General features: G+C 57.5%; 22 protein-coding genes. 21 read left to right on the plus strand and 1 reads right to left on the minus strand.

All coding sequences use genetic code 11. The annotated features are described in order from the left end of the window. Positions 1–9 precede the first annotated feature (9 nt). The 21 genes from B5F80_RS09910 to B5F80_RS10010 all read left to right on the plus strand — a co-directional run bounded on the left by B5F80_RS09910 (position 10) and on the right by B5F80_RS10010 (position 21,720). Positions 10–1,899: a TonB-dependent receptor gene (locus B5F80_RS09910; protein ID WP_087478672.1), complete on the plus strand. Its 1,890-nt coding sequence runs from the start codon at positions 10–12 to the stop codon at positions 1,897–1,899. A 21-nt stretch (positions 1,900–1,920) separates the two neighbouring features. Continuing rightward, complete coding sequence (locus B5F80_RS09915; protein WP_087478673.1) at positions 1,921–2,895, plus strand: ABC transporter substrate-binding protein; 975 nt, start codon at positions 1,921–1,923, stop codon at positions 2,893–2,895. After that, entirely contained in the window at positions 2,892–3,884 is a 993-nt protein-coding gene (locus B5F80_RS09920) for an iron ABC transporter permease (RefSeq protein ID WP_087478674.1), read from the plus strand. The genes B5F80_RS09915 and B5F80_RS09920 overlap by 4 nt, the downstream gene beginning before the upstream one ends. A gap of 5 nt (positions 3,885–3,889) precedes the next feature. After that, positions 3,890–4,675 carry an ABC transporter ATP-binding protein gene (locus B5F80_RS09925; protein ID WP_087478675.1) on the plus strand — a complete coding sequence of 262 codons (786 nt, stop codon included), beginning with the start codon at positions 3,890–3,892 and terminating at the stop codon, positions 4,673–4,675. A 10-nt stretch (positions 4,676–4,685) separates the two neighbouring features. Next, positions 4,686–5,822 carry a cobalt-precorrin-5B (C(1))-methyltransferase CbiD gene (gene cbiD / locus B5F80_RS09930; RefSeq protein ID WP_087478676.1) on the plus strand — a complete coding sequence of 379 codons (1,137 nt, stop codon included), beginning with the start codon at positions 4,686–4,688 and terminating at the stop codon, positions 5,820–5,822. Then, positions 5,819–6,523 (plus strand): precorrin-2 C(20)-methyltransferase, encoded by a 705-nt coding sequence (gene cobI / locus B5F80_RS09935; protein ID WP_087478677.1) that lies wholly within the window; start codon positions 5,819–5,821, stop codon positions 6,521–6,523. The genes cbiD and cobI overlap by 4 nt, the downstream gene beginning before the upstream one ends. 9 nt (positions 6,524–6,532) lie before the next feature. Next, positions 6,533–7,291, plus strand: a complete 759-nt coding sequence (cobM, locus tag B5F80_RS09940; RefSeq protein ID WP_087478678.1) for a precorrin-4 C(11)-methyltransferase — start codon at positions 6,533–6,535, stop codon at positions 7,289–7,291. Between the two features lie 48 nt (positions 7,292–7,339). Beyond that, positions 7,340–8,404: a cobalamin biosynthesis protein gene (locus B5F80_RS09945; protein ID WP_087478679.1), complete on the plus strand. Its 1,065-nt coding sequence runs from the start codon at positions 7,340–7,342 to the stop codon at positions 8,402–8,404. After that, on the plus strand, positions 8,401–9,132 hold the full coding sequence (cobJ, locus tag B5F80_RS09950) for a precorrin-3B C(17)-methyltransferase (protein WP_087478680.1): 732 nt from the start codon (positions 8,401–8,403) through the stop codon (positions 9,130–9,132). The genes B5F80_RS09945 and cobJ overlap by 4 nt, the downstream gene beginning before the upstream one ends. After that, positions 9,129–9,893, plus strand: a complete 765-nt coding sequence (gene cobK, locus B5F80_RS09955) for a precorrin-6A reductase (protein WP_087478681.1) — start codon at positions 9,129–9,131, stop codon at positions 9,891–9,893. The genes cobJ and cobK overlap by 4 nt, the downstream gene beginning before the upstream one ends. After that, positions 9,890–11,104: a precorrin-6y C5,15-methyltransferase (decarboxylating) subunit CbiE gene (gene cbiE, locus B5F80_RS09960; protein WP_087478682.1), complete on the plus strand. Its 1,215-nt coding sequence runs from the start codon at positions 9,890–9,892 to the stop codon at positions 11,102–11,104. The genes cobK and cbiE overlap by 4 nt, the downstream gene beginning before the upstream one ends. Next, positions 11,101–12,489 carry a cobyrinate a,c-diamide synthase gene (locus B5F80_RS09965; protein ID WP_204246391.1) on the plus strand — a complete coding sequence of 463 codons (1,389 nt, stop codon included), beginning with the start codon at positions 11,101–11,103 and terminating at the stop codon, positions 12,487–12,489. The genes cbiE and B5F80_RS09965 overlap by 4 nt, the downstream gene beginning before the upstream one ends. Next, positions 12,479–13,111: a precorrin-8X methylmutase gene (locus B5F80_RS09970; RefSeq protein WP_087478683.1), complete on the plus strand. Its 633-nt coding sequence runs from the start codon at positions 12,479–12,481 to the stop codon at positions 13,109–13,111. Before B5F80_RS09965 ends, B5F80_RS09970 begins: the two co-directional genes overlap by 11 nt. A 161-nt stretch (positions 13,112–13,272) precedes the next feature. Beyond that, positions 13,273–13,728 carry a MarR family transcriptional regulator gene (locus tag B5F80_RS09975; RefSeq protein WP_158099982.1) on the plus strand — a complete coding sequence of 152 codons (456 nt, stop codon included), beginning with the start codon at positions 13,273–13,275 and terminating at the stop codon, positions 13,726–13,728. Positions 13,729–13,731: 3 nt separating this feature from the next. After that, on the plus strand, positions 13,732–14,814 hold the full coding sequence (locus B5F80_RS09980; protein ID WP_087478685.1) for an efflux RND transporter periplasmic adaptor subunit: 1,083 nt from the start codon (positions 13,732–13,734) through the stop codon (positions 14,812–14,814). Then, positions 14,811–17,849: an efflux RND transporter permease subunit gene (locus B5F80_RS09985; protein ID WP_087478686.1), complete on the plus strand. Its 3,039-nt coding sequence runs from the start codon at positions 14,811–14,813 to the stop codon at positions 17,847–17,849. Before B5F80_RS09980 ends, B5F80_RS09985 begins: the two co-directional genes overlap by 4 nt. 231 nt (positions 17,850–18,080) lie before the next feature. Next, positions 18,081–18,626 (plus strand): shikimate kinase, encoded by a 546-nt coding sequence (locus B5F80_RS09990; protein WP_087478687.1) that lies wholly within the window; start codon positions 18,081–18,083, stop codon positions 18,624–18,626. A gap of 7 nt (positions 18,627–18,633) precedes the next feature. Further along, a complete protein-coding gene (locus B5F80_RS09995) occupies positions 18,634–19,596 on the plus strand; it encodes an ATP-dependent 6-phosphofructokinase (RefSeq protein WP_087478688.1) in 963 nt (320 codons plus the stop codon). A 110-nt stretch (positions 19,597–19,706) separates the two neighbouring features. After that, complete coding sequence (locus tag B5F80_RS10000; RefSeq protein WP_087478689.1) at positions 19,707–20,372, plus strand: amino acid ABC transporter permease; 666 nt, start codon at positions 19,707–19,709, stop codon at positions 20,370–20,372. Beyond that, the gene (locus B5F80_RS10005) at positions 20,359–21,078 is read left to right on the plus strand and encodes an amino acid ABC transporter ATP-binding protein (protein WP_087478690.1); all 720 of its coding nucleotides are present in this window, start codon (positions 20,359–20,361) and stop codon (positions 21,076–21,078) included. Before B5F80_RS10000 ends, B5F80_RS10005 begins: the two co-directional genes overlap by 14 nt. 138 nt (positions 21,079–21,216) lie before the next feature. Next, positions 21,217–21,720 (plus strand): lecithin retinol acyltransferase family protein, encoded by a 504-nt coding sequence (locus B5F80_RS10010; protein WP_087478691.1) that lies wholly within the window; start codon positions 21,217–21,219, stop codon positions 21,718–21,720. A 94-nt stretch (positions 21,721–21,814) separates the two neighbouring features. Here B5F80_RS10010 and B5F80_RS10015 read toward each other — a convergent pair. Beyond that, a partial coding sequence (locus B5F80_RS10015) for an IS3 family transposase (RefSeq protein ID WP_143747183.1) occupies positions 21,815–22,316 on the minus strand: 502 nt, incomplete at its 5' end.

Raw genomic sequence — 22,316 nt, forward strand, 5'->3', positions numbered from 1 at the left:
AGCATATATATGACATCACATAAAACACTGCTTTCGCTGATCTGTCTGTCGCTGGCAGGGAGCGTATCTGTCGGCGCGGCAGCAGCGGAAGCAGATACAGATACGATCGTCGTGACGGCTGACCGCTATCAGCCGGTATTGACGGCCCAGGCACTGCAGGAAAAGCAGTCGAACACGGCGGTTATTACGGCAGAAGATTTGGAACGAAATCAATACATCGACGTGCAGACGGCGCTGGAACAGGTCAACGGCGTCACCGTGACGGAACAGGTGCCGGGAACGTCGGCTTATATCCGCCTGAACGGCGACGACCGGGTTCTCGTCCTCGTCGACGGCCAGCCTATTACCAATCCTCAGAGCGCTGCCTATGGCCGTGGGACTGTCGATTTGCAGACCTTGCCCGGCGTCGACCATATCGAACGGATTGAAGTGACCAAGGGCAGCGGGTCTGTCCGTTACGGCAGCGGCGCTGTCGGCGGCGTCGTCAACATCATTACGAAACGAGGCGGCCAAAACCGGACGACGCTGGACATCAATACGGGTTCGTGGGGAACGCATAATTATTCCCTGACAACGAGCGGTTCCAGCGGCAATACGTCGTGGTACGTCACAGGGAGCCTGGGCAATCGGAAGTATTACCAGTTCAACGACGACGGATACGATACGGATGAAAGCCGCGGCGATTACAATAAGGACTCCCTGACGGCCCGCATCGACCAGAAACTGAACGACAGCAGTTCCTTGACCTTTTGGGCTACCCATACGAATTTTCAGGGGCACGGCTCGACCTTCGACGATTCCGATGAACAGCCGGGCTTGCAGACGATTACGGCCAACAAACGGATTGAGCGGCTGAACAACAACTACAGCCTTACGTATACCTTTGGTGAAGACGGCGATACGCCGGGCTTTATCCGTTATTTCAATAACTATTCCAAAAATCTTTGGACCTACCATTTTCATTCCCGTTATCAGGGCGTGCAGGCTGAAAACAGCTGGAAGCTGGGCGATCACAATGTGCTGACGGCCGGCGTAGAATGGACGAAGGATGAAGGAACTAATGCAGAAGTTGGTTACGTAGACAAGGAGCGGACAAACCGGGCTCTCTACTTGGAAAACGTCATGACCTTTGGAAAATTAAATATTACTCCGGGCGTTCGTTTAGATGATAACAGCGAATTTGGGTATCATAAAACGCCGCGCATTGCTATGAATTACCAGCCTAACGAAAAATGGAATGTCTATGCCAATTGGAGCCGTGTTTTTGCTGCACCGAAATTAAATGATTTATACTATTATTTAGTTAGCTCTAGAAAAACGTCTAAAGGGAATCCGAATTTGAAAGCCGAAACAGGATATACGCAAAATCTTGGCGTTACATATCAATATGATGAAAAAACTCAATTCAACGTTAATTTCTTCCGCAGCAGCTTGAACGACGCTATTCGTTGGGAGCGTAGTTCAACGTATTCAGAAGTCCGTAATTTGAATAAAGAAGAAAAGCGCGGCGTAGAAATTTCTATGAATAAGACTATCAACGACAAGTGGGATTATGAATTAGGCTATTCTTATATTCATACGAAAATTGATGAAGGCGATGGCAAGGGAATGCATGTCGACGAATCATTCAACCGCCCCAACGGCTATCATGCCGGCCTGCATTTCCACAACAAAGCTTGGAAGGTCAATATGACCATGAACGCCGGCACGGGCCGCGACGACGATTACTACATGCATGGCTCCTACGTAACGTGGGATCTCGGCGTAAGCTATGACGTTACGAAAGATTTTACCGTATACGCCCAGGTGAATAACCTGACCAACGAAGGGTACGACATGTACCACGATTACCCGTCGGCCGGGCGGTTCTGGCTGGCCGGGGCGAAATACAGCTTTTAACCAATGACAGGAGGGGATAGGATGCATACGAAACGGTGGTTCCTTTGGGCCGGTCTGTGTTTGTACTTGTTTGCCCTGTTTGCCGCCGGCTGCGCGCCGCAGAACGCCGCGACGGCCCAAGGAAACGGGCAGGCTGACGGGGCCTATGCCGTCATTACGGACGATATGAGCCGGACCGTACGGCTGGCAGAGAAGCCCCGGCGCGTCGTCGTCCTGTCTACGTCTTTATTGAATATGGCCGACGCCCTCGATGGCGAGCTGGCCGGCCGGGCGACGGTCAAGGCCGAAGATGCCGAGCTGCCTGAGCGATACGCAGCGGTGCCGGACGTAGGGCCCGTATACAACGTGAGCGTCGAGAAAATCATCGAGCTCCAGCCCGATCTGGTCGTAGCCAGCGAGGTGCAGCACCAAAAGCTGGTGTCCTTGCTGGAGCAGAACGGCATCCCCGTCATCGCCCTGCGCAGCAAGACCTATGACGACGTAAAGCGGAATTTAGCCATCTTCGGGACAATTTACGGCAAGAAAGAGGCGGCCGAGGCTCGGGCAGCGGAAATGGATGAGGCTATAGAAGCCATCGTCGCCAAAGCGCCGCAGGACCATAAAAAGGTCGCTATTATCCACGCGACGCCCAGCTCGGTGACGGTTCAGCTTGACAGCAGCATTGCCGGCTGCGCGGCTAAAATGCTTCATCTGGATAACGTCGCCGCCGACGCCCAGACCAGCGGAACGATGGAAAAGGTTCCCTACAGCATGGAAGCACTGGCAGAGAAGGACCCGGATATTATCTTCTTCACCTCCATGGGGCCGGCAGAAAAAATAGAAGAGCGGATTCGTCAGGATGTCATGTCGAATCCGGCATGGGCGACGCTGCGGGCCGTGAAGGCAGGGAAGGTATACGTTTTGCCTGAGCGGTACTTCCTCCTGAATCCCGGCCTCGACTATCCCGACGCCGTAGCCTATATGGCCCGGCTTGCCTATCCGGAGGCCTTCTCATGATAGGGCCGCGCAACCGCCTGGCCTGGCGCTGCCTCATGCTGGTTCTCTTTGCGGCGGCGGCCCTCGCCGGCGTCGTCGCGTCTGTCGCCCAGGGGGCGGCAGTGATTCCGCCCGGTCAGGTGCTTTCTATTTTATGGAATCCAACGGCCCAGACGGCCGACCAGATCGTGTGGAACCTGCGCCTGCCCAGGGCGCTGACGGGAGCTATGGTCGGGTCGAATTTGGCCGTAGCCGGAGCTATCTTGCAGGCGGTCATGCGCAATCCCCTGGCAGACCCCCATATTATCGGAATTTCTGCCGGCGCAGGCATTACGGGCATCGCCGTCCTTGTCCTGTTTCCGGCCATGACGTATCTCATGACGCCCGTGGCGTTTCTCGGGGCGATGGCAGCGGCCGGAGCGATTTACGCCCTGGCCTGGAAAAACGGCATCAAGCCGGTGCGGATTATTTTGGCCGGCGTAGCCGTTTCGGCTTTTTTGAGCGCCGGTATTTCGGGGATTCTCGTATTTTACAGCGACAGGGTACACGGTGCGTTGTTGTGGATGGTCGGCGGCTTTTCGGCAGCCAGCTGGAACGAAGCGGCTGTCGTCGCGCCCTATTGGTGCGCCGGCTTGCTGCTGGCTTTGCTCGGCGCCTATTACCTCAACGTCCTGCAGCTCGGCGACGATATGGCCCGGGCGCTGGGACTGAATATCGAGCTGGCCCGGGTGCTGCTCACGGCGGTGGCCGCCTTATTGGCCGCCAGCTCGGTCAGCGTAGCCGGCCTGCTGGGCTTTGTCGGTCTCGTCGTACCGCACATGGTGCGCCTTCTCGTCGGCACGAATTACAGCTATATCATTCCCGGCTCGGCCTTGCTGGGCATGGCCGTCGTGACGCTGAGCGATACACTGGCCCGAGTGCTCTTCGCGCCGGTCGAACTGCCGGCGGGCCTGATCATGGCTTTTATCGGCGCGCCGTTCTTTTTATTTCTCCTGCGGAAGGAAGTGTGACAGCCATGGATTACGCCGTTTCGGCAGAGCATCTGTCCCTTTCCCTGGGAGGCAGGGATATCCTGCGCGATGTTACCCTTTCCATTGAAACGGGCAGTATCACGGCCGTCGTCGGGCCCAATGGCTGCGGCAAGAGTACGCTCCTCAAGACCATGAGCCGCATGCTGCGGCCGGACAAGGGGACGATTACTATTTTCGGACGGGACATCACTTCCTTCAGCCGGCGGGAGCTGGCCCGTCATATTGCCGTGCTGCCTCAGCTGCATCAGGCTCCCGACGACATGACGGTTCGCGAATTGGCGCGCATGGGGCGGTTTCCCTATCGGACGTTTTACCGCCCGGCGTCGTCGAAGGACGAATTGTATGTGGAAAAGGCCCTGCATGCCGTCCGGCTGGAAGACAAGGCTGACGCCGTGGTCCAGCAGTTATCGGGCGGCGAGCAGCAGCGCGTCTGGCTGGCTATGCTGTTAGCCCAGCGGTCGTCGATTTTATATTTGGATGAGCCGACGACGTATTTAGACATGCGCCATCAGCTGCACATGATGCGCCTGCTGAACCATATAAACGAAAAATTAGGACTGACCATCGTCGTCGTCCTTCACGATATGAATCAGGCTCTGCAGTACACGCAGCAGGCCATCGTCATGAAAGACGGAGAAATCGTCTGCACAGGACGTACAGCCGACGTGCTGACGCCGGATCTGATGCGCCGCGTCTTCGGTGTACAGGCCGAGCTGGTTCAGAGGTCAGACGGCCGCAGGGCTTTAATCCCCCTGGGATTGGAACGATAAGGAGGGGCCTATGGATTTATTTTCCGTAACAGGCGGCAAAAAGCTGCGCTGCGGCTATACGACGGGCTCCTGCGCCGCTGCGGCGGCGAAAGCGGCGGCCCGCATGGCTCTGACGGGAGAGGCCGCAGCCGCCGTATCGATTACCACGCCGAGGGGCGTCGTGCTGACCTTGGAAATACAAGACAGCACCATGCGGCCCGGCAAGGCGCGCTGCGCTGTCGTCAAGGACGGCGGCGACGACCCGGATATCACGAACGGCCTGCTCGTCTATGCCGACGTGGCCTTAACGGCGCAGGGCGTGGCTATTCGCGGCGGCGAGGGTGTCGGCACGGTGACGAAAGCCGGCCTTGCCTGCCCTGTAGGCGAATGGGCTATCAATCCCGTACCGCGCCGCATGATTTGCCAGGCTCTGGAAGATGTAGGGACAGCCTGCGGCTATGGCGGCGGCTTTGCCGTGACGATTTCCATTCCCGGCGGCGAAGAGGTAGCGAAGAAGACTTTCAATCCCCGCCTGGGCATCGTCGGCGGTTTATCTATTTTAGGGACGACGGGCATCGTCGAGCCCATGAGCGAGAAAGCTCTCATCGATACGATACGGCTGGAAATGGATTCCCGCAAGGCTGCCGGCGACAGGCATTTGCTGGCTTTCTTTGGAAACTACGGCGTCGATTTCAGCTGCAGCCAGTTGGGTGTCGACGTGTCCAGGCGGGTGACGATCAGCAACTACGTCGGCGAGCTTCTGGACTACGGCCTGTATTGCGGCTTTGAGGACATCCTGCTCATCGGCCATCTGGGCAAGCTGGTCAAGGTAGCTCAGGGTATTATGAACACGCATTCAGCCTATGCCGACGGGCGCACGTCTTTCCTGGCGCTGGCGGCTATGCTGTGCGGTGCGTCCCGGAAGACAGGACGGGCCGTATACGACGCCGTGACGACGGACGAAGCCGTGCGCATCCTGACGCAGGAAGGGCTGCGGGAGGCCGTCATGGCCTTTACGTGTCAAAAGATAGAATATTACATGGAGCAGCGCGTTCATGGCGAAGTGCAGACCGGCGCCGTTATATTTTCTAATACGTACGGTGTTCTGGGCTGTACGAGCCGGGCGAGGAAGCTGCTTTTACATCATACGACAAGGGAGATACCATGATGAAGGGAACCTTATATTGCATCGGCGTCGGGCCGGGCGATTCGGAGCTCATTACGGTCAAGGCGTTAAAACGCATTCAAGCCTGCCCGGTGCTGGCTGCTCCGCAGGGACGGGCCGGCGTAGGGACGGCTAAGGATATTCTGCTGCAGGCCGTCGCCGCGATGGCCGACGTAGATTTGCAGGGAAAAGACATATTGAACATCGATTTCCCCATGACCCGTGATGAAGCCGCTCTGGCTCAAGCCCATGCAGACGGCGCGGCGGCGCTGGAAGCAAAATTGGCGGCCGGACTGGACGTGGCGCTCATTACGCTGGGCTGCCCGACGATCTACGCGTCAAGCCTGTACGTCCAGCGCATCGTCGAGAAACACGGTTACAAGACGGAAATCATCCCCGGCGTGCCCAGCTTCTGCGCCGCCGCGGCCCGATTGGGACGGCCCTTGTGCGAAAAGGACGAAACGCTGACGATCATTCCCGGAAATCGGAGCGACCGCTGGGAATTGCTGGCCATGGACGGAAGCAAGGTCGTCATGAAGCCGGCGGGGCCGCTGGCTGATTTGAAACAGGATTTGGCCGCCGCCGGCAGGCTGGACGCCGCGTCTATGGTCGAGCGGTGCGGCATGGCTGGGGAGAAGATATATACGTCGCTGAAGGACGCAGAAGACGGGCCGTATTTTTCCGTCGTTCTGGTCAAGGAATAGGAGGCTGCCATGGTACATTTCGTCGGCGCCGGACCAGGCGCGCCCGACTTGATCACCTTGCGGGGAAAATCCCTGCTGGAACAGGCCGATGTCATTATTTACGCCGGATCTCTGGTGAATCCGGCTCTTTTGGAGTATGCTAAAGAGGGATGCGTCGTGAAAAACAGCGCATCTATGACCTTGGAAGAGGTCATTTCTGTCATGGAACAAGCCGAGGCGGAAGGAAAGATCACGGTCCGCCTGCATACGGGCGACCCGTCCGTATACGGAGCGATTCGCGAGCAGATGGATATCCTGGCGGAGAAGGGAATCGCCTTCGACGTCGTGCCCGGCGTCAGCTCCTTCTGTGCAGCGGCGGCGGCTCTGCAGGCCGAATACACCCTGCCCGGCGTAAGCCAGTCCGTCGTCATCACGCGCATGGAAGGGCGTACGCCTGTGCCGGACCGGCAGAAAATCGCCGATTATGCCGCCCACCAGGCGACGATGGTCATTTTCCTCAGCGCCGGCTTGCTGGAAGGACTGCAGGAGGAGCTGCAGAAAGGCGGATACGACGGACAGACGCCGGCAGCGATCGTCTACAAGGCGTCGTGGCCGGAAGAACGGGTCTGCCGCTGCACTGTCAGTACGCTGGCCGAGACGGCCAAAACACAGGGCATCGACAAGACGGCCCTCATCCTCGTCGGCGAGTTTCTCGGCAGCGCCTATGACAGAAGCTTATTATATGATCCTGCGTTTACCCACGGGTATCGCCAAGGAAAGAGGAAATAAGGCGGCCCGGATACGGCAAGGTATGCCCGTACGAGGAGGCAGATTGGTATGGAAGCAGTCGTTTTTTCATTTACCGCCGCGGGGACGGCGCTGAGCTTGCGCATCGGCCCCGTATTATCTGAATTGGGATTCATCGTAACCCATGAAACGATGAATAAATTTATTCCTATGAACCCGGCCGTGCTGCGGCCCTTTCCACTGAATGTAGCCGAAAGCGTCCGCCTGGCTTTCCGCAACGCCGAGGCCCTCGTCTTCGTCGGCGCGGCAGGCATCGCCGTGCGCTCTGTCGCTCCGCAGCTGCGGGGCAAGGAGAAGGATCCGGCCGTGCTGGTCGTCGACGAAAAAGGGGAATACGTTGTTCCCCTGCTGTCCGGCCATATCGGCGGGGCGAACAACATCGCCCGGTATCTGGCGAAGGGATTAGGCGGCCATGCCGTCATCACGACGGCGACGGACGTCAACAATCTCTTTGCCGTCGACGAATGGGCGGCAGTGCAGGGACTGCGCTTGTCGTCTCTGACCGACGCCAAGGCCTTCGCCGCGGCTCTTCTCGAACGGGGACAGGCTGGCTTGTACAGCGACTTTCCCTTAGGCGGCGACGTGCCGGCCAGTCTGGTGCAGGCCGAACAGGGCCCGGCAGGTCTAGCTGTTACGGTAAAGGACGAATGCCATCCCTTCGCCGTGACCGTCGTAGCCCGCCCGCCGATCCTGCACATCGGTGTAGGCTGCCGCCGCGGCGCGAGCGCCGATTTCATCGCCCGCCGCGTCGGCGAGGATATGGAACAGCTCCACCTGAGCTGGGATGCCGTAGCCGATGTCAGCACGATTGATATAAAGAAGGACGAAGTAGGTATTACGGAATTTGCCCGGGCACGCCATCTGCCGGTGCGCTACTATACGGCGCGGCAGCTCAACGACGCGCCGGGAAAATTTATTTCGTCAGGCTTTGTGCGGCGCGTCGTCGGTACGGATAACGTCTGCGAACGGGCTGCCGTCTTATCCAGCCATGGCGGCCGGCTGCTGCTGGAAAAATCGGGCCGCGACGGCGTAACTGTAGCCATTGCCTGCGAAGAATACGTCGTCCAGTTCGGCAAGAAGGAGGACAAGGTATGAAGCATACGGTGTATGTCGTCGGTATCGGGCCGGGCGGCCCTGCCGGCATGACGGCCGAGGCTCGTCAGGTGCTGGACCGCTGCGACTGCATTATTGGATACACTACGTATATTGGACTGATAAAAGAAGAGTACTCTCATAAAGAGCTGTTAGATACGGGGATGACGAAGGAAGCCGACCGCTGCCGCTTGGTCATAGACAAGGCCCGCGAAGGCAAGACGGTGGCCCTCGTTTCCAGCGGTGACGCCGGCGTGTACGGCATGGCCGGCATCATGCACGAAGTGGCGGCGGACTGCGATGACATCGACGTCGTCGTCGTGGCCGGCGTGACGGCGGCCTGCTCGGGGGCGGCTCTGCTGGGCGCACCTTTGACTCACGATGTCTGCCTCATTTCCCTCAGCGACCTGCTTACGCCCTGGGAAGTCATCGAAAAGCGCCTGCGCTGCGCCGCTGAAGGCGATTTCGTCATCGTCCTGTACAATCCGGCCAGCAAAAAACGGGCTGACTATCTGCGCAAGGCCTGCCAGATTATTCAGGCCTATCGGCCGGGGAATACGCCGGCCGGCGTCGTCCGCTATATCGGCCGCGACGGCGAGACGGCGGAGATCACGACGCTGACACAGCTGCAGGACATGGTGCTGGATATGTTTTCCACCGTCTTTATCGGCAACAGCCAGGCGAAGGTGCTGAAGGGCAAGATGGTGACGCCGCGCGGGTACGTCTTGTGACGGCCGTCTGGATTGCCGGCGGTACGACGGAAGGCCGGCTGCTGGCAGAATACGCGGCGGGACTGCCCCTGACGGTATACGTGTCCGTCGCCACGGCCTACGGCGCGGCCCTATTGCCTAAGGCTGATAATATCCGCGTCGTCACGCGGCGCATGGACCGGCAGGCTATGATTGCCTTTCTGCGCGGGTATCATATACGGCTGGCCGTCGACGCGACCCATCCCTATGCCGCTGCGGTTACGGAAAATATACAGGCCGCCTGCAGGGAAGATAACGTTCCCTATTGCCGCGTTGTCCGGCCCTGTACGGAGCACGGCGGCGTCGTCACAGTCGACTCGATGGAAGGGGCGGCGGAAATGCTGAGTCATACGACGGGAAGGATATTCCTGACGACAGGCAGCAAGGATTTGGATATCTTCGCCGCCGTTCCCGATTACAGGGAGCGCATCTACCTGCGCATCCTGCCCCTGCCGTCGTCGCTGGAGCGGGCGCTGAATCTGGGTTACGACCCGGCCCATATGATCTGCATGCAGGGCCCCTTTTCAGCGGATCTGAACGCCGCTATGTTTGCCCAGACCCAGGCGGCCTATGTCGTCACCAAGGACTCAGGGCAGGCCGGCGGCTATGGCGAAAAGGAAGAGGGAGCCCGTCGGGCCGGCGCCGTCCTTATCGTCGTGAAGCGGATGGCGGAAAGGGGAATTTCATTGGAAGACGTAATAAAACGGCTGCGGCAGGCAGCCTGCGGGGAGGGAAGGGCATGAAGGTATACATCGTCGGCATGGGGCCGGGACATCCTGATTTTTTGACGATACAGGGGAAACGGGCTGTCGAAGAAAGCCGGGTTATCTTGGGCGACAGGCGCATGACCGAGGCCTTTTCCTCCCTGGGAAAGAACATAATTTCAACGTATAAACCGTCGGAAATACGGCGCGTCTTAGCGTCTATGGAAGATGGAGACGGGCCGGCGGCCGTCGTCGTGTCCGGCGACGTCGGCTTTTTTAGTTTAGGTCGGCTGCTGACAGACATTCCGGGCTGTACGGTCATATCTTGCCCGGGCATCAGCAGCCTCGCGTATTTTGCCGCCAAGGTGCGGACGCCATGGCACGACGCATACTGCGTCAGCCGGCATGGCCGCCGGGAGTCCGTCGCCGCCGCCGTATACGGCCATCAAAAGGTATTCTGCCTGACCGGCGGCAGCGATACAGTATCTCTGATTTGCCGGGAGCTGTGTCAGGCCGGCTTAGGCCATGTCCGCGTCGATGTTGGACAGAATTTATCCTATGAAGACGAGCAAATCCTGTCCGGCACGGCGGAAGAGATGGCGGCGCAGGATATTGGCGGCCTGGCCGTCATGATGATATACAACGATCATCCCTTGCCGACGACGACGCCTGTCCACGGCCTGCCCGACGACGCCTTTGTCCGCAGCGGCGCACCTATGACCAAGCGTTCTGTCCGGGCTGTCGCCATTTCCCATCTGGCGCCGCAGGCCGGCGACTGCGTGTACGATATCGGATCCGGTACGGGGTCCTGCACGGTCGAGCTGGCTCGCCAGACTCCTTTTGGACATGTATTCGCCTTTGAAATCGACGAAGAGGCCTTGTCCCTGGTGCAGGAAAACTGCCGCCGCTTTGCCGTGGAAAACGTTTCCATCATCCCGGGCGACGCCGCCGAAACGATGGAGCCTATTCCCGCGCCGGACTGCGCCTTTATCGGCGGCACGAAGGGAAAGATGGCGAATATCCTGGACGGCATATACGGAAAAAACGCGGCCTGCCGCATCGTCATGACGGCGATTACCATCGAAACGCTGGCCGACATTACGGCCTATTATAAAGACAAAGGCCGATATACGCTGGATATTACGCAGCTCAGCGCGGCAGAGAGCCGGCGCGTCGGCCCGTATCACATGATGACGGGGCAAAATCCCGTCTATATCCTGACGGCGCTGCCGAAGGAGGGACGCCTATGAAGGAGACGAGGACGCCGCGGCTGATGATTGCCGCCCCTAAAAGCGGCGGCGGCAAAACGACCATCGTCTGCGCGCTTCTGCGGGCCCTGCAGAAGATGGGATTGACGGCGGCAGCTTTTAAGAGCGGCCCCGATTACATCGACCCCTTATTTCACAGCCGCGTCCTCCAGACAGCGTCTCATACTCTGGATTTGTTTTTATTCGGAAGAGGCGGGCAGGGGGCGGCGACGGCCCGCTATCTGCTGGCCTCAGGCAGCGACGGCGCAGATATCGCCGTATTGGAAGGAGCCATGGGCTATTACGACGGCGTCGGCACGACGAGCGAGGCCAGTGCTTATGATTTGGCTAAGGTCACGAATACGCCCGTCGTCCTCGTCGTCGACGGCTCCGGCGCGGGACTGTCCCTGGCGGCTCAAATCAAGGGGACGGCGGCCTTCCGGCGGGACAGCCGGATTGCCGGGTTTATCGTCAATCACGTCAAGCCCGGTGTGTACGCCTACTTTAAGGACGCGTGGGAGAAAGAGACAGGACTGACCGCCTTCGGCTGTTTTCCCGACATGGCCGGCTGCGCCTTTGCCAGCCGCCATTTAGGATTGGTCACAGCCGGGGAGATTGAAGATTTCCGAAGTAAAATAGACGCGCTGGCCGAGCAGGCAATGCAGTCTGTCGATATGGACGCTCTCGTATCCCTGGCCCGGTCAGCGCAGCCTTTGCCGTACGAAGTGCCTGTGCTGGAGCCGGCAGGGCCTGCCCGCATCGCTGTGGCCAGGGACGAAGCCTTCTGCTTTTATTATGAAGACAGCCTGACCTTGCTGAAGCAGCTGGGAGCGGAGCTGGTATATTTTAGTCCCCTCCACGACGAAAGGCTGCCTGACTGCGAAGGCGTGTACCTCGGCGGCGGCTATCCGGAGCTCTACGCAGAAGCCTTAGCAGCCAACGCCGCGATGAAGGGCAGTTTAAAACGGGCTTTGTCAGATGGCATGCCCTGCGTTGCTGAGTGCGGCGGCTTTATGTACCTGTTGGAAGAATTTTCCGCAGGAGAGCAATCCGTTTCCTGGTGCGGCGTCCTGCCGGGAAGTTCGAAGATGACGGATCACCTGACCCGATTCGGCTACGTCACGCTGACAGCCGAAGAAGATACGATGCTCTGCCGCCGCGGCGATACCATCTGCGCCCACGAATTTCATTATTCCGACAGCACGGACAACGGCGCTGCCTTTACGGCCCGAAAGGCGTCGGGAAGGCGATCGTGGCCCTGCGGGCGCAGCGAAGGCCGTATTGTCGCAGCGTATCCGCACATTCATTTCTGGGGCAATCCGGACTGGGCCCGCCGGTTCGTCGCCGCATGCCGTATGTACAGGGAGGAACGCCATCATGAAGATTGAACATATTTTGCCGGCCGACATCGAACGGCGCAGCATGGAAATCATCGAAGAGGAACTGGGGGAAATCTGCCTGCCGCCTATGGAAAAGGACGTCATTAAGCGGGTCATCCATACCAGCGCCGATTTCGATTACGCCCGGACGCTGCGCTTCAGCGATGCCGCCGTGGAGCGGGGATTGGCTGCTTTGCGGCAAGGCTGTACTATCGTGACTGATACGAACATGGCTTGTACAGGCATCAGTCAGGCCGCTCTCGACAAGCTGGGCTGCCGCAAGGTTTGCTTTATGGCCGACGCCGACGTAGCTGCTGAAGCAAAGGCCAAAGGGACGACGCGGGCCGCCGCCTGCATGGACAAGGCCTGCCGACTCGAGGGGCCGGTCATCATCGCCGTCGGCAACGCGCCGACAGCCCTCATCCGCCTTCATGAGCTTATGGAGCAGGGAGACATACGGCCGGAGCTCGTCATTGCTGTTCCCGTAGGCTTCGTCAACGTCGTCTATGCCAAGGAGCTTATTATGGCCGGCAGGGCGCCTTATATCGCCGCTAAAGGCCGCAAGGGCGGCAGCAACGTCGCCGCGGCGATCTGCAATGCCCTGTTGTACAAGCTGACGCGGAACGCCTGACTTCATCAATATATGTATTCGTAAAGCCTGTCTTTCCCCGTGATGACGATAGGGGGAAGGACAGGCTTGTTTGTTCTTGTGCCGATGGGATAACTCTGTTATACTATATATAGATAGTTGATTAAGTCAACTGAATGGTTGGCGAAAAGGAGGCCTTACCTATGGATTACTCGCAGATACGATATACCTTCGGCGTGCTGAACCGCCGTTCCCAGGCTTATATTACCGACGCCTGCCGGCCGTGGCGCATCGGCTACAGCGAATATGTGCTGCTCGTCGAGCTGTACCGCGGCGACGGCTGCAGCCAGGATGAGCTGAGCAGGCAATTATCCGTCGACAAGGGTTTAATCGCCCGCTGCGTCAAATCGCTGGAAGAAAAAGGCTATGTACGGCGCAGGCAGGATGAAAAGGACAAGCGCTTTAAATATATTTATCTGACAGAAACGGCCCGGCAAGCTCAGAAAGAACTGCTGCGCCTGTCGGAAATATGGATTCGAGCCTTGACCAAGGATATGGATGACGCTCTTATAGAAACTACGATACAGGGGATGACGAAGGCGGCGGATAACGCGGCCTCCCTGACTTGGAACAAAGCCGACGGAGAAATGGAGGGATGACATATGAAGGCATCGCAAACGTGGCTGTATGTCGCGGCTCTCGTCGTGTTCACCGCGGCGGCGGCCGGATGCGGCCAGCAGCCGGCAGAGACGGAAGCGCCGCAGCTGGTCCGTACTGTCACCGTAGGCGCTGAGGCCGAAAGAGAAGGCAGCGCTTACTCCGGCACGGTGCGGGGCCGTTATGAAAGCGCCCTGGCCTTTCAGGCCGGAGGACGCATTACGGCGCGCAACGTCCAGCTCGGCAGCGTCGTCCATGCCGGCGACGTCCTCATGACGGTGGACCCTAAGGACGTCGTCCAGTCCGTGTACCAGGCTCAGGCCCAGGTCAGTGCGGCCCAAGCCCAGCTTCAATTAGCCGAAGCGAATCTGGCCCGCTACAAGCAGCTCTTTGCCCAGGACGCCGTGAGCGCCGCCGCCCTCGACCAATATCAGACGGCTTACGACCAGGCGGCAGCCCAATACCAGCAGGCGGCCGCTCTGCAGCAGGCTCAGGAGAACCAGCTGTCCTATACGAATTTGACGGCTGACGCCGACGGCGTCGTATCGGCTCTTTCTGGCGAAGTAGGGCAGGTCGTTGCCGCTGGCCAGACTGTGCTGACCCTCGTCCATTCTGGCGAACTGGAGGTGCAGATCGACGTGCCTGAAAACAAGCTGGCTGAATTCCCCGTCGGACAGGCCGTAACCCTTTCCTTTTGGGCCCTGCCCGGTCAGACGGCTCAGGGGACGGTACGGGAAGTATCGCCCATGGCTGATGCGGCTTCCCGTACCTACGCCGTGCGCGTCGCCGTTCCGTCACCTCCAGAAGGCATGCAGCTGGGCATGACGGCCAGCGTGCATGTCAGCGCGGCAGATGGGAGCGGCTCGTATACCTTGCCCTTATCTGCCCTGTACCAGACAGGCGATGCGCCGCAGGTCTGGGTCGTCGGCAAAGACGGGACCTTATCTTTGAAGACTGTTTCCGTCGAAGGCTTCGGCGATAATACCGTCGCCGTGACGGGCCTTGCCGCCGGCGATGTCGTCGTCACAGCCGGCGTCCATATGCTGCGCGAAGGGCAGACGGTACGAACGGAAGGTGAGGGTACATGAGAAACTTATCGGAACTGGCTATTAAAAACAGAACCCTCGTCTGGTATTTCATCATCGTCATCGCTATTGCCGGCGTCTTTTCCTATATGAAGCTGGGCCGCATGGAAGACCCGGCCTATACAGTGCGGCAAATGGTCGTCACTGCCGCCTGGCCCGGCGCGACGGCCCGGCAGATGGAAGAGCAGGTGACGGATAAAATCGAAAAGAAGCTCCAGGATACGCCGAACCTCGACTACCTGAAAAGCTATTCCCGCCCCGGCCAAACGGTCATTTACGTGTACCTGACCGACCAGGCGCCGCGGGACAGTATCCGCGACACGTGGCACGAGGTGCGCAATTTGACGGAAGACATGAAATCGGAGCTGCCTGACGGCGTCGTCGGGCCGTTCTTCAACGACCGCTTCGACGACGTATACGGCTCGGTGTACGCCGTAACCGGCGACGACTACTCCTATGAAGAGCTACGGCAGAAGGCCGAGGAAATCCGCCGCATCATGCTGACCGTCGACGACGTGAGCAAGGTAGAGCTCGTCGGCGAGCAGTCGGAAGCAGTCTACATAGAAGTTGCCAACGATAAATTGGCCGAGCTGGGAATTCCGCCGACGGCTATTTCCGACGCCGTCAGCGGGCAGAACGCTATGACGCCGGCCGGCATGGTCGATACGGAATCAGACAACGTATACCTCCGCGTCAGCGGCGTCTTTGACGATTTGGAAAGCATCCGCAACCTGCCCATAAACGCCAACGGCCGTCTGTTCCGCCTCGGCGATATCGCTTCCGTCGAACGGCGCTATACGGAGCCGGCAGACCCGAAGATGTTTTTCGACGGCAAGCCTGCCGTGGGCATTGCCTTGTCCATGAAAAACGGCGGCAATATATTGGAATTAGGAAACAATCTGGAAAAGATGCAGCAGTACGTCAAGCAAAATTTACCAGCCGGTATGGAGCTCCATCAGGTGTCGGACCAGCCTAAGGTCGTCGAGGAATCCATCGACGACTTCGTCGATACCCTCCGCGAAGCTATCCTCATCGTGCTGGCCGTCAGCTTCCTGAGCCTGGGCCTGCGGACGGGCCTCGTCGTAGCCTGCTGTATTCCCCTGGTCCTGACGGGCGTATTCTGCGTCATGGAAGTGGCCGGCATCGACCTGCACAAGGTATCCTTAGGGGCCCTGATCATTTCCCTGGGCCTTCTCGTCGACGACGCTATCATCGCCGTGGAAATGATGAGCGTCCAGCTTGAGAGGGGCATGAACCGTCTCGACGCGGCCTGCCATGCCTTTAAGGTGACGGCCAAGCCCATGCTGACGGGGACCCTCGTCACCTGCGCCGGTTTTATTCCCGTGGCCTTTTCCGACGGCGCGGCATCGGAATTTTGTCAGGCCTTGTTCCCGGTCATCTTGTCGGCCCTGGTGCTGTCGTGGCTCGTGTCGGTCATGGCTGCGCCCTTGTTTGGGTACTATCTCATCCGGGTGAAAGCGGTTAAGACGGAAGAGACGCTGTACCAAAACCGCTTTTACGATGGGTTCCGCACCGTTCTCGTATGGTGCCTGTCTCATCGGCGGGCCGTCATAGGCGGCACGGCGGCGTTGTGCATTGCCGCGGCGGGACTGATGAAGTATATTCCCCAGGAATTTTTCCCGCCGTCCCTGCGGCCGGAAATCATCGTCGAAATGACCCTGCCCGAAGGCTCGTCGCTGGCGGCGACGGAAAAGGAAGCGGCCCACTTAGCCCGGTATCTGGATACGAAGACCGGCCAGATAAAAAATTATTCTTATTATGTCGGCGAAGGGGCGCCCCGCTTTGTCCTGACCCTGGAGCCCGTCCTTCCGGCTGACAATTACGCCCAGTTCGTCGTCGTAGCGGCCGACGTAGAGGGGCGGGAAGCCCTGGCCGAGGATATACGGCGCGAAATAGAAGAAAGACAGCCCGGCGTGCGCTGCAATATCAAGAGCATCCCCCTGGGGCCGCCTTCGGATTATCCTATCATGCTGCGCGTGTCCGGCTATGACATAGACAAGGTGAAGGCCTACGCTGCCCAGGCCGCCGACGCGGTGCGGCAGGACCCGAACGTCCGCCAGGTCTTCCTCAACTGGAAGCAGAAGAGCGAAATCGTCCAGGTTCGCCTCGATCAGGACAAGCTGCGGGCTATGGGCGCATCGGGTCAGACCATTGCCCAGACGCTGTATACGGAACTGAGCGGCGCGACGATTGCCGAGTATTACGGGGCTCCTGACAAGACCATCGCCATCCAGCTTCGCCTTTCGCCGGACGGGCGGAATGATTTATCCCGTATCCGCAGCCTGCCCGTCTACGCCGGCACGGCAGGCTACGTGCCGCTGGAGCAGGTGGCGATGATTTCCTACGGCGCTGAAGAGGGCCTTATCTGGCGGCGCGATTTGAAGCCGACCATCACCGTCGAAGGGACGATTCGCTCCGGTACGGCCAACGACGCGACGCAGAAGGCCTACGACGACACGGCGGCCATCCGCAGTAGTCTGCCCTTCGGGTATTCCATTGAAGTAGACGGCGATTTGGAAAACAGCCAAAAATCCCTGGGATATCTGCTCAAGCCCGTGCCGGTCATGGTGCTGCTCATCATGACCCTGCTCATGATCCAGCTCCGCAGCGTCTCTCTCATGGCTCTGACCCTGATTACAGCTCCTATGGGCGTTGTCGGCGTAGCCATCGCCATGCTGCTGCTCGGCAAGTCTCTGGGGTTTGTGGCGTATCTGGGCATCTTGGCCCTGGGCGGCATGATCATCCGCAATTCGGTCATCCTCATCGACCAGATTAAGCAGCATTTGGCTGCCGGTGAAGACCCGTGGCACGCCGTCATCGACTCGGCCGTCCTGCGGTTCCGCCCGATCATGCTGACGGCTGCGGCGGCGATTCTCGGCATGGTTCCCCTCATGACCAGCATTTTCTGGGGACCGATGGCCGTGGCCATTGCCGGCGGCCTTCTCGGCGCGACCGTGCTGACTTTACTAGTCCTGCCGACGATGTATGCGGCATGGTTCCGCATTTACCCGGAGTAGGGTAGACATTTCGTCCCCCGCAGGGTCGCGAACAGCCCGCCTCGTCCGTCGGTCATCCGGCAGTATCATTGGGACCAAAAAGAAATACAAGGAGCATCTTACATATTTTTGAAAGAAATTATATGTAAAATGCGCCTTTTTCTATCATTTTCATGTGGCAAGATAGAAAAATTTTGCTATAATAGAAAACGTACCCAAAGATGGAGAATACTAAGCAAGGGAGGTGCGACGATGAAACGGAATATTGTTCTCGTAGGCATGATGGGGAGCGGCAAAAGTCATATAGGACGAAAACTGGCTCAGCGTCTAGGATGGCAGTTCGTCGACACGGACCGGCGCATCGAGCGGGCCGTCGGCATGACCATCGCCGAATTCTACGCCCATGCCGGCGAAAAGGGGTTTCGCGAACGGGAGCTCAACGTCCTGCAGCAGGTCAGCCGCTATCACGAAGCGGTTATTTCCTTTGGCGGCAATTTTCCCATGAGTATAGAGACCTACCGGATTTTGCACCGCCATGGTTTCATTATCGCCCTTTTGTCGGAGCCGTTCCGCGTAGAAGAGCGGGTGAGCCGTCACATCGGCAAGCGGCCTACTGTCGATTACGACAACTTACGGGAATTTGTCCATAAGATGATGCGCCAGTGGGAAGAAATCTATCCCTACTGCGATTGTGTCGTCGATACGACACGCGGCGGCGCATCGCAAATCGTAGATACGATTGTCCAGAAGATAGAAGAAAAGAAAGTGCAGTTTATTGCCAGAGAAAAAGGAGTATGATGTCATCATGATTAGTAAAATCGGCGTATTGACCAGCGGCGGCGACGCCCCGGGCATGAATGCGGCTATTCGCGGCGTAACGCGCTATGCGATTGAAAAGGGTTTGGCTGTTGAAGGGATTATCCGCGGTTACGAAGGACTGCTTCGTCATGAAACGATAACCTTGGATCGCAGGACTGTCGGCGGCATCATCCACCGCGGCGGTACGATCCTGCGCACAGCCCGCTGTCTGGAATTTATGGAAAAAGACGTGCAGAAGGAAGCGGCAGATTACCTGCGGTCCCTGGAAATCGACGCCCTCGTCGTCATCGGCGGCGACGGCTCCATGCGCGGTGCCCAGGCGCTGAGCCACTGCGGGATTCCAACGATGGTTATCCCCGGAACTATCGACAACGACATGATGGGAACCCAGTACACCATCGGTTTCGATACGACGGTCAATACCGTTCTCGAATCGATCAATAAAATCCGCGATACGGCCTCATCTCATGAACGGGTTGCCGTCATCGAAGTTATGGGCCGCAACGCCGGCTTCATCGCCTTGTACGCCGGCATGGCCTCCGGGGCGGAAGCGGTTCTCGTGCCGGAGCATGAAGTAAACCTGCCGCGCTTGTGCGAGCACTTGGCAGAATCGCACCGCATCGGCAAGCTGAGCAGCATTGTCGTCGTTGCGGAAGGTGCGGCTAAGGGAACGGATGTCGTGGATTACATCAAAGAGCACACCTATCTCGAACCGAATCTGACCGTTCTCGGATATGTACAGCGCGGCGGCGCGCCCAGCGCCCTCGACGCTACCATGGCTGGCTTATACGCTCAGAAAGCCATTGATTCCCTGCTGGCGGGAACATATAACTGCGTTATCGGACTCATTGGCCGCCGCATCGCCGCGACGCCGTATTCCGAAGCGCCGCATTTCCATTTCCCCATCAGCGATAATATGTACCAACTTGTTCATATGTTGGGCCGATAAGGGAATAATGCGTTGACAACGCATAAAAATGCAATTATAATAGGTCAAGGTATAATTTATCTGGTAATTGCATGTTTTATGCATATTGTTGCGGAATAGGAGTGTTTTTTATGTCATTTGATTTTAGTCTTATTATAGACTCCTTGCCCTTGCTGCTCACCGGTGCTGCCGTTACGATTGAAATCACGGCTATTGCCGTGGCCTTAGGCTTTATCCTGGGCCTGATCACCAGCGTCTGCCGCCTGTCGAGCATTAAGATCCTGCGGGTCATTGCGATTTGCTATGTAAATATCATCCGCGGTACGCCTATGCTGGTACAGATCTTCCTGATTTACTTTGCCCTGCCTATGATTATCGGCGAGCGCATCAATCCCTTTGTCGCCGCCGTTGCCGCCTGCTCGATCAACAGCGGCGCCTACGTATCGGAAATCTTCCGTGCCGGCATTCAGGCTGTCGATAAGGGACAGATGGAAGCAGGCCGTTCCCTGGGGTTGTCGTGGATGCAGACGATGCGGTACATCATCCTGCCTCAGGCTTTTAAAAATGTCATCCCGCCCTTGGGCAACGAATTCATTTCCATGACCAAGGAAACGTCCTTGGTTTCGGTCATCGGCTTTGAAGAATTGACGCGCCGCGGTCAGCTCATTATCGCAAAGACCTACGGCTCCTTTGAAATCTGGATGACCGTCGCGGCCCTGTATTTAATCATGACCCTGAGCATTGCCCAGCTGGTCAGCTTCTTGGAACGGAGGTTTGCAACGGATGATAGAAATTAAAGGATTAAAAAAGAGCTTCGGCAAGCACGATGTCCTGAAGGGCATCGACTTGACCATTCACGATAAAGAAGTCGTGGTCATCATCGGCCCGTCCGGTTCCGGCAAGAGCACTATCCTTCGCTGCATAAACTATCTGGAACATCCTACAGCCGGTGAAATCATCGTTGACGGCATCAGCATGAGCGATGCCAAGAGCATCAACAGTATCCGCAAGGAAGTCGGCATGGTCTTCCAGCGCTTTAATTTATTTCCTCACATGACCGTATTGGAAAATATCGTCCTGTCGCCGATGAAGACGAGAGGCGAATCGCGGGAAGATGCGGAAAAAACGGCAATTAAGCTCTTGGAAAAGGTCGGCTTGGCCGATAAGAAGGACGCCTATCCGGGAACCTTGTCCGGCGGCCAGCAGCAGCGTGTTGCCATTGCCCGCGCCTTGGCGATGAAGCCGAAATTCATGCTCTTTGACGAACCGACATCAGCTCTCGACCCGGAAATGGTCCGGGAAGTACTGGACGTCATTAAGGACTTGGCCAAGGAAGGTATGGCCATGGCTATCGTCACTCACGAAATGGGCTTTGCCCGCGAAGTAGCCGACCGCGTCTTGTTCATCGACGGCGGCTATATCCTCGAAGAAGGCAAGCCTGACGATATCTTTTTCCATCCTCAGGAAGAACGGACACAGTCCTTCCTTTCGAAAATTCTATAAGCAAGGCACAACGCGGCTGTCCCGGCAGAGGGGCCGCGTTTTTTTGTGCGTTTATCGTTGAATGGATATGATATAATGAATATAAGCGGGCGCTGAGCGGCGGCTCTAGCGCAATGGACAGACAGGAAGGTAGAAACGATGGCAAAGAAGAAGGCAAAGGCCGGCGACGTCATATTCGTAGACCGGGGGTTGTTTCGCCATTTCGGCGTATATGTCGGCCATGACCGGGTTATACACTATGCACCGCCGAAGGGCGAATTCAAGTTTGACGCCGACGAGGCCTGCATTCACGAGGCTTCTATGGAGGAGTTTTTAGACGGCGATGAGACCTACTATGTATGCGACTTTTCTGAGGACGACCATCGCGATGACGATGATGATTCGTGGTGGGACATATTTCGCTCGGCCTTGGAGGCCATCGTCGGCGAAGAAGAGCCTAAGGAGCAGTTTCATCTGTATACGCCTCAGTCTACCATAGCCAGGGCCAGGCGGCGCATTGGCGAAAAATCCTACGATTTGCTGGAAAACAACTGCGAACACTTCGCCTTGTGGTGCAAGACGGGCATTTCCGAATCCCGCCAGGTCGACGGCCTGATGGGTTGCATCTCGACGGTAAAGCTCGTGGCAAAACTGCTGGATTAGACTGGGCGCAAAAAAAGTCTCAGAAATATATTTGATGTGACCCCAAAAAGTTAGACTTTAGTAACGAGGTAGTTTTTGCTATCTCGTTACTTTTTTATGCAGCGGATAGAGACCGCCTGTATTGGACAGGACTCTTCCAGCCTAGTTTTTCTTTGATTCGTTGTTCGTTATAGTACTTGATATACTGTTCGATGGCTGATTTCAATTCTTCGTAGCTATAATACACGACGCCGTAGTACATTTCCTGTTTCAGTAAGCCGAAGAAGTTCTCCATCACCGCATTATCCAGACAGTTGCCTTTCCGGGACATGCTTTGAAAAATCCGCTCTTGCTTGAGCTTACGGACGTACGCCTTCATTTGGTATGCCCAACCCTGGTCGGAATGGAAGGTTCGGCGATAGGGGCAATCCGCCGTGATGCGGATCGCTTCCGCCTGTGCTTCTAATATATTTTCGGCCGAAGGACGGTTCCCTATTCTATAGCTGAGGATTTCTCCATTGAACATATCCATAAAGGGATCCAGATACAGCTTATGCTGCGTCAGATGCCCTTGGGCATCCACTTCATAGTATTTAAATTCTGTCGTATCTGTTGTG

The organism is Megasphaera sp. An286, from assembly GCF_002163455.1.
Lineage (GTDB): Bacteria > Bacillota > Negativicutes > Veillonellales > Megasphaeraceae > Megasphaera > Megasphaera stantonii.

Coding starts and splice junctions, on each gene's coding strand:
- B5F80_RS10000 (WP_087478689.1), top strand. CDS start 19,707: ATGTCATTTGATTTTAGTCTTATTATAGACTCCTTGCCCTTGCTGCTC.
- cobI (WP_087478677.1), top strand. CDS start 5,819: ATGATGAAGGGAACCTTATATTGCATCGGCGTCGGGCCGGGCGATTCG.
- B5F80_RS10005 (WP_087478690.1), top strand. CDS start 20,359: ATGATAGAAATTAAAGGATTAAAAAAGAGCTTCGGCAAGCACGATGTC.
- B5F80_RS09975 (WP_158099982.1), top strand. CDS start 13,273: ATGGATTACTCGCAGATACGATATACCTTCGGCGTGCTGAACCGCCGT.
- B5F80_RS09925 (WP_087478675.1), top strand. CDS start 3,890: ATGGATTACGCCGTTTCGGCAGAGCATCTGTCCCTTTCCCTGGGAGGC.
- B5F80_RS09990 (WP_087478687.1), top strand. CDS start 18,081: ATGAAACGGAATATTGTTCTCGTAGGCATGATGGGGAGCGGCAAAAGT.
- B5F80_RS09965 (WP_204246391.1), top strand. CDS start 11,101: ATGAAGGAGACGAGGACGCCGCGGCTGATGATTGCCGCCCCTAAAAGC.
- B5F80_RS09915 (WP_087478673.1), top strand. CDS start 1,921: ATGCATACGAAACGGTGGTTCCTTTGGGCCGGTCTGTGTTTGTACTTG.
- B5F80_RS10010 (WP_087478691.1), top strand. CDS start 21,217: ATGGCAAAGAAGAAGGCAAAGGCCGGCGACGTCATATTCGTAGACCGG.
- B5F80_RS09970 (WP_087478683.1), top strand. CDS start 12,479: ATGAAGATTGAACATATTTTGCCGGCCGACATCGAACGGCGCAGCATG.
- B5F80_RS09945 (WP_087478679.1), top strand. CDS start 7,340: ATGGAAGCAGTCGTTTTTTCATTTACCGCCGCGGGGACGGCGCTGAGC.
- cobJ (WP_087478680.1), top strand. CDS start 8,401: ATGAAGCATACGGTGTATGTCGTCGGTATCGGGCCGGGCGGCCCTGCC.
- cbiD (WP_087478676.1), top strand. CDS start 4,686: ATGGATTTATTTTCCGTAACAGGCGGCAAAAAGCTGCGCTGCGGCTAT.
- B5F80_RS09985 (WP_087478686.1), top strand. CDS start 14,811: ATGAGAAACTTATCGGAACTGGCTATTAAAAACAGAACCCTCGTCTGG.
- cobM (WP_087478678.1), top strand. CDS start 6,533: ATGGTACATTTCGTCGGCGCCGGACCAGGCGCGCCCGACTTGATCACC.
- B5F80_RS09995 (WP_087478688.1), top strand. CDS start 18,634: ATGATTAGTAAAATCGGCGTATTGACCAGCGGCGGCGACGCCCCGGGC.
- B5F80_RS09920 (WP_087478674.1), top strand. CDS start 2,892: ATGATAGGGCCGCGCAACCGCCTGGCCTGGCGCTGCCTCATGCTGGTT.
- B5F80_RS09910 (WP_087478672.1), top strand. CDS start 10: ATGACATCACATAAAACACTGCTTTCGCTGATCTGTCTGTCGCTGGCA.
- cbiE (WP_087478682.1), top strand. CDS start 9,890: ATGAAGGTATACATCGTCGGCATGGGGCCGGGACATCCTGATTTTTTG.
- B5F80_RS09980 (WP_087478685.1), top strand. CDS start 13,732: ATGAAGGCATCGCAAACGTGGCTGTATGTCGCGGCTCTCGTCGTGTTC.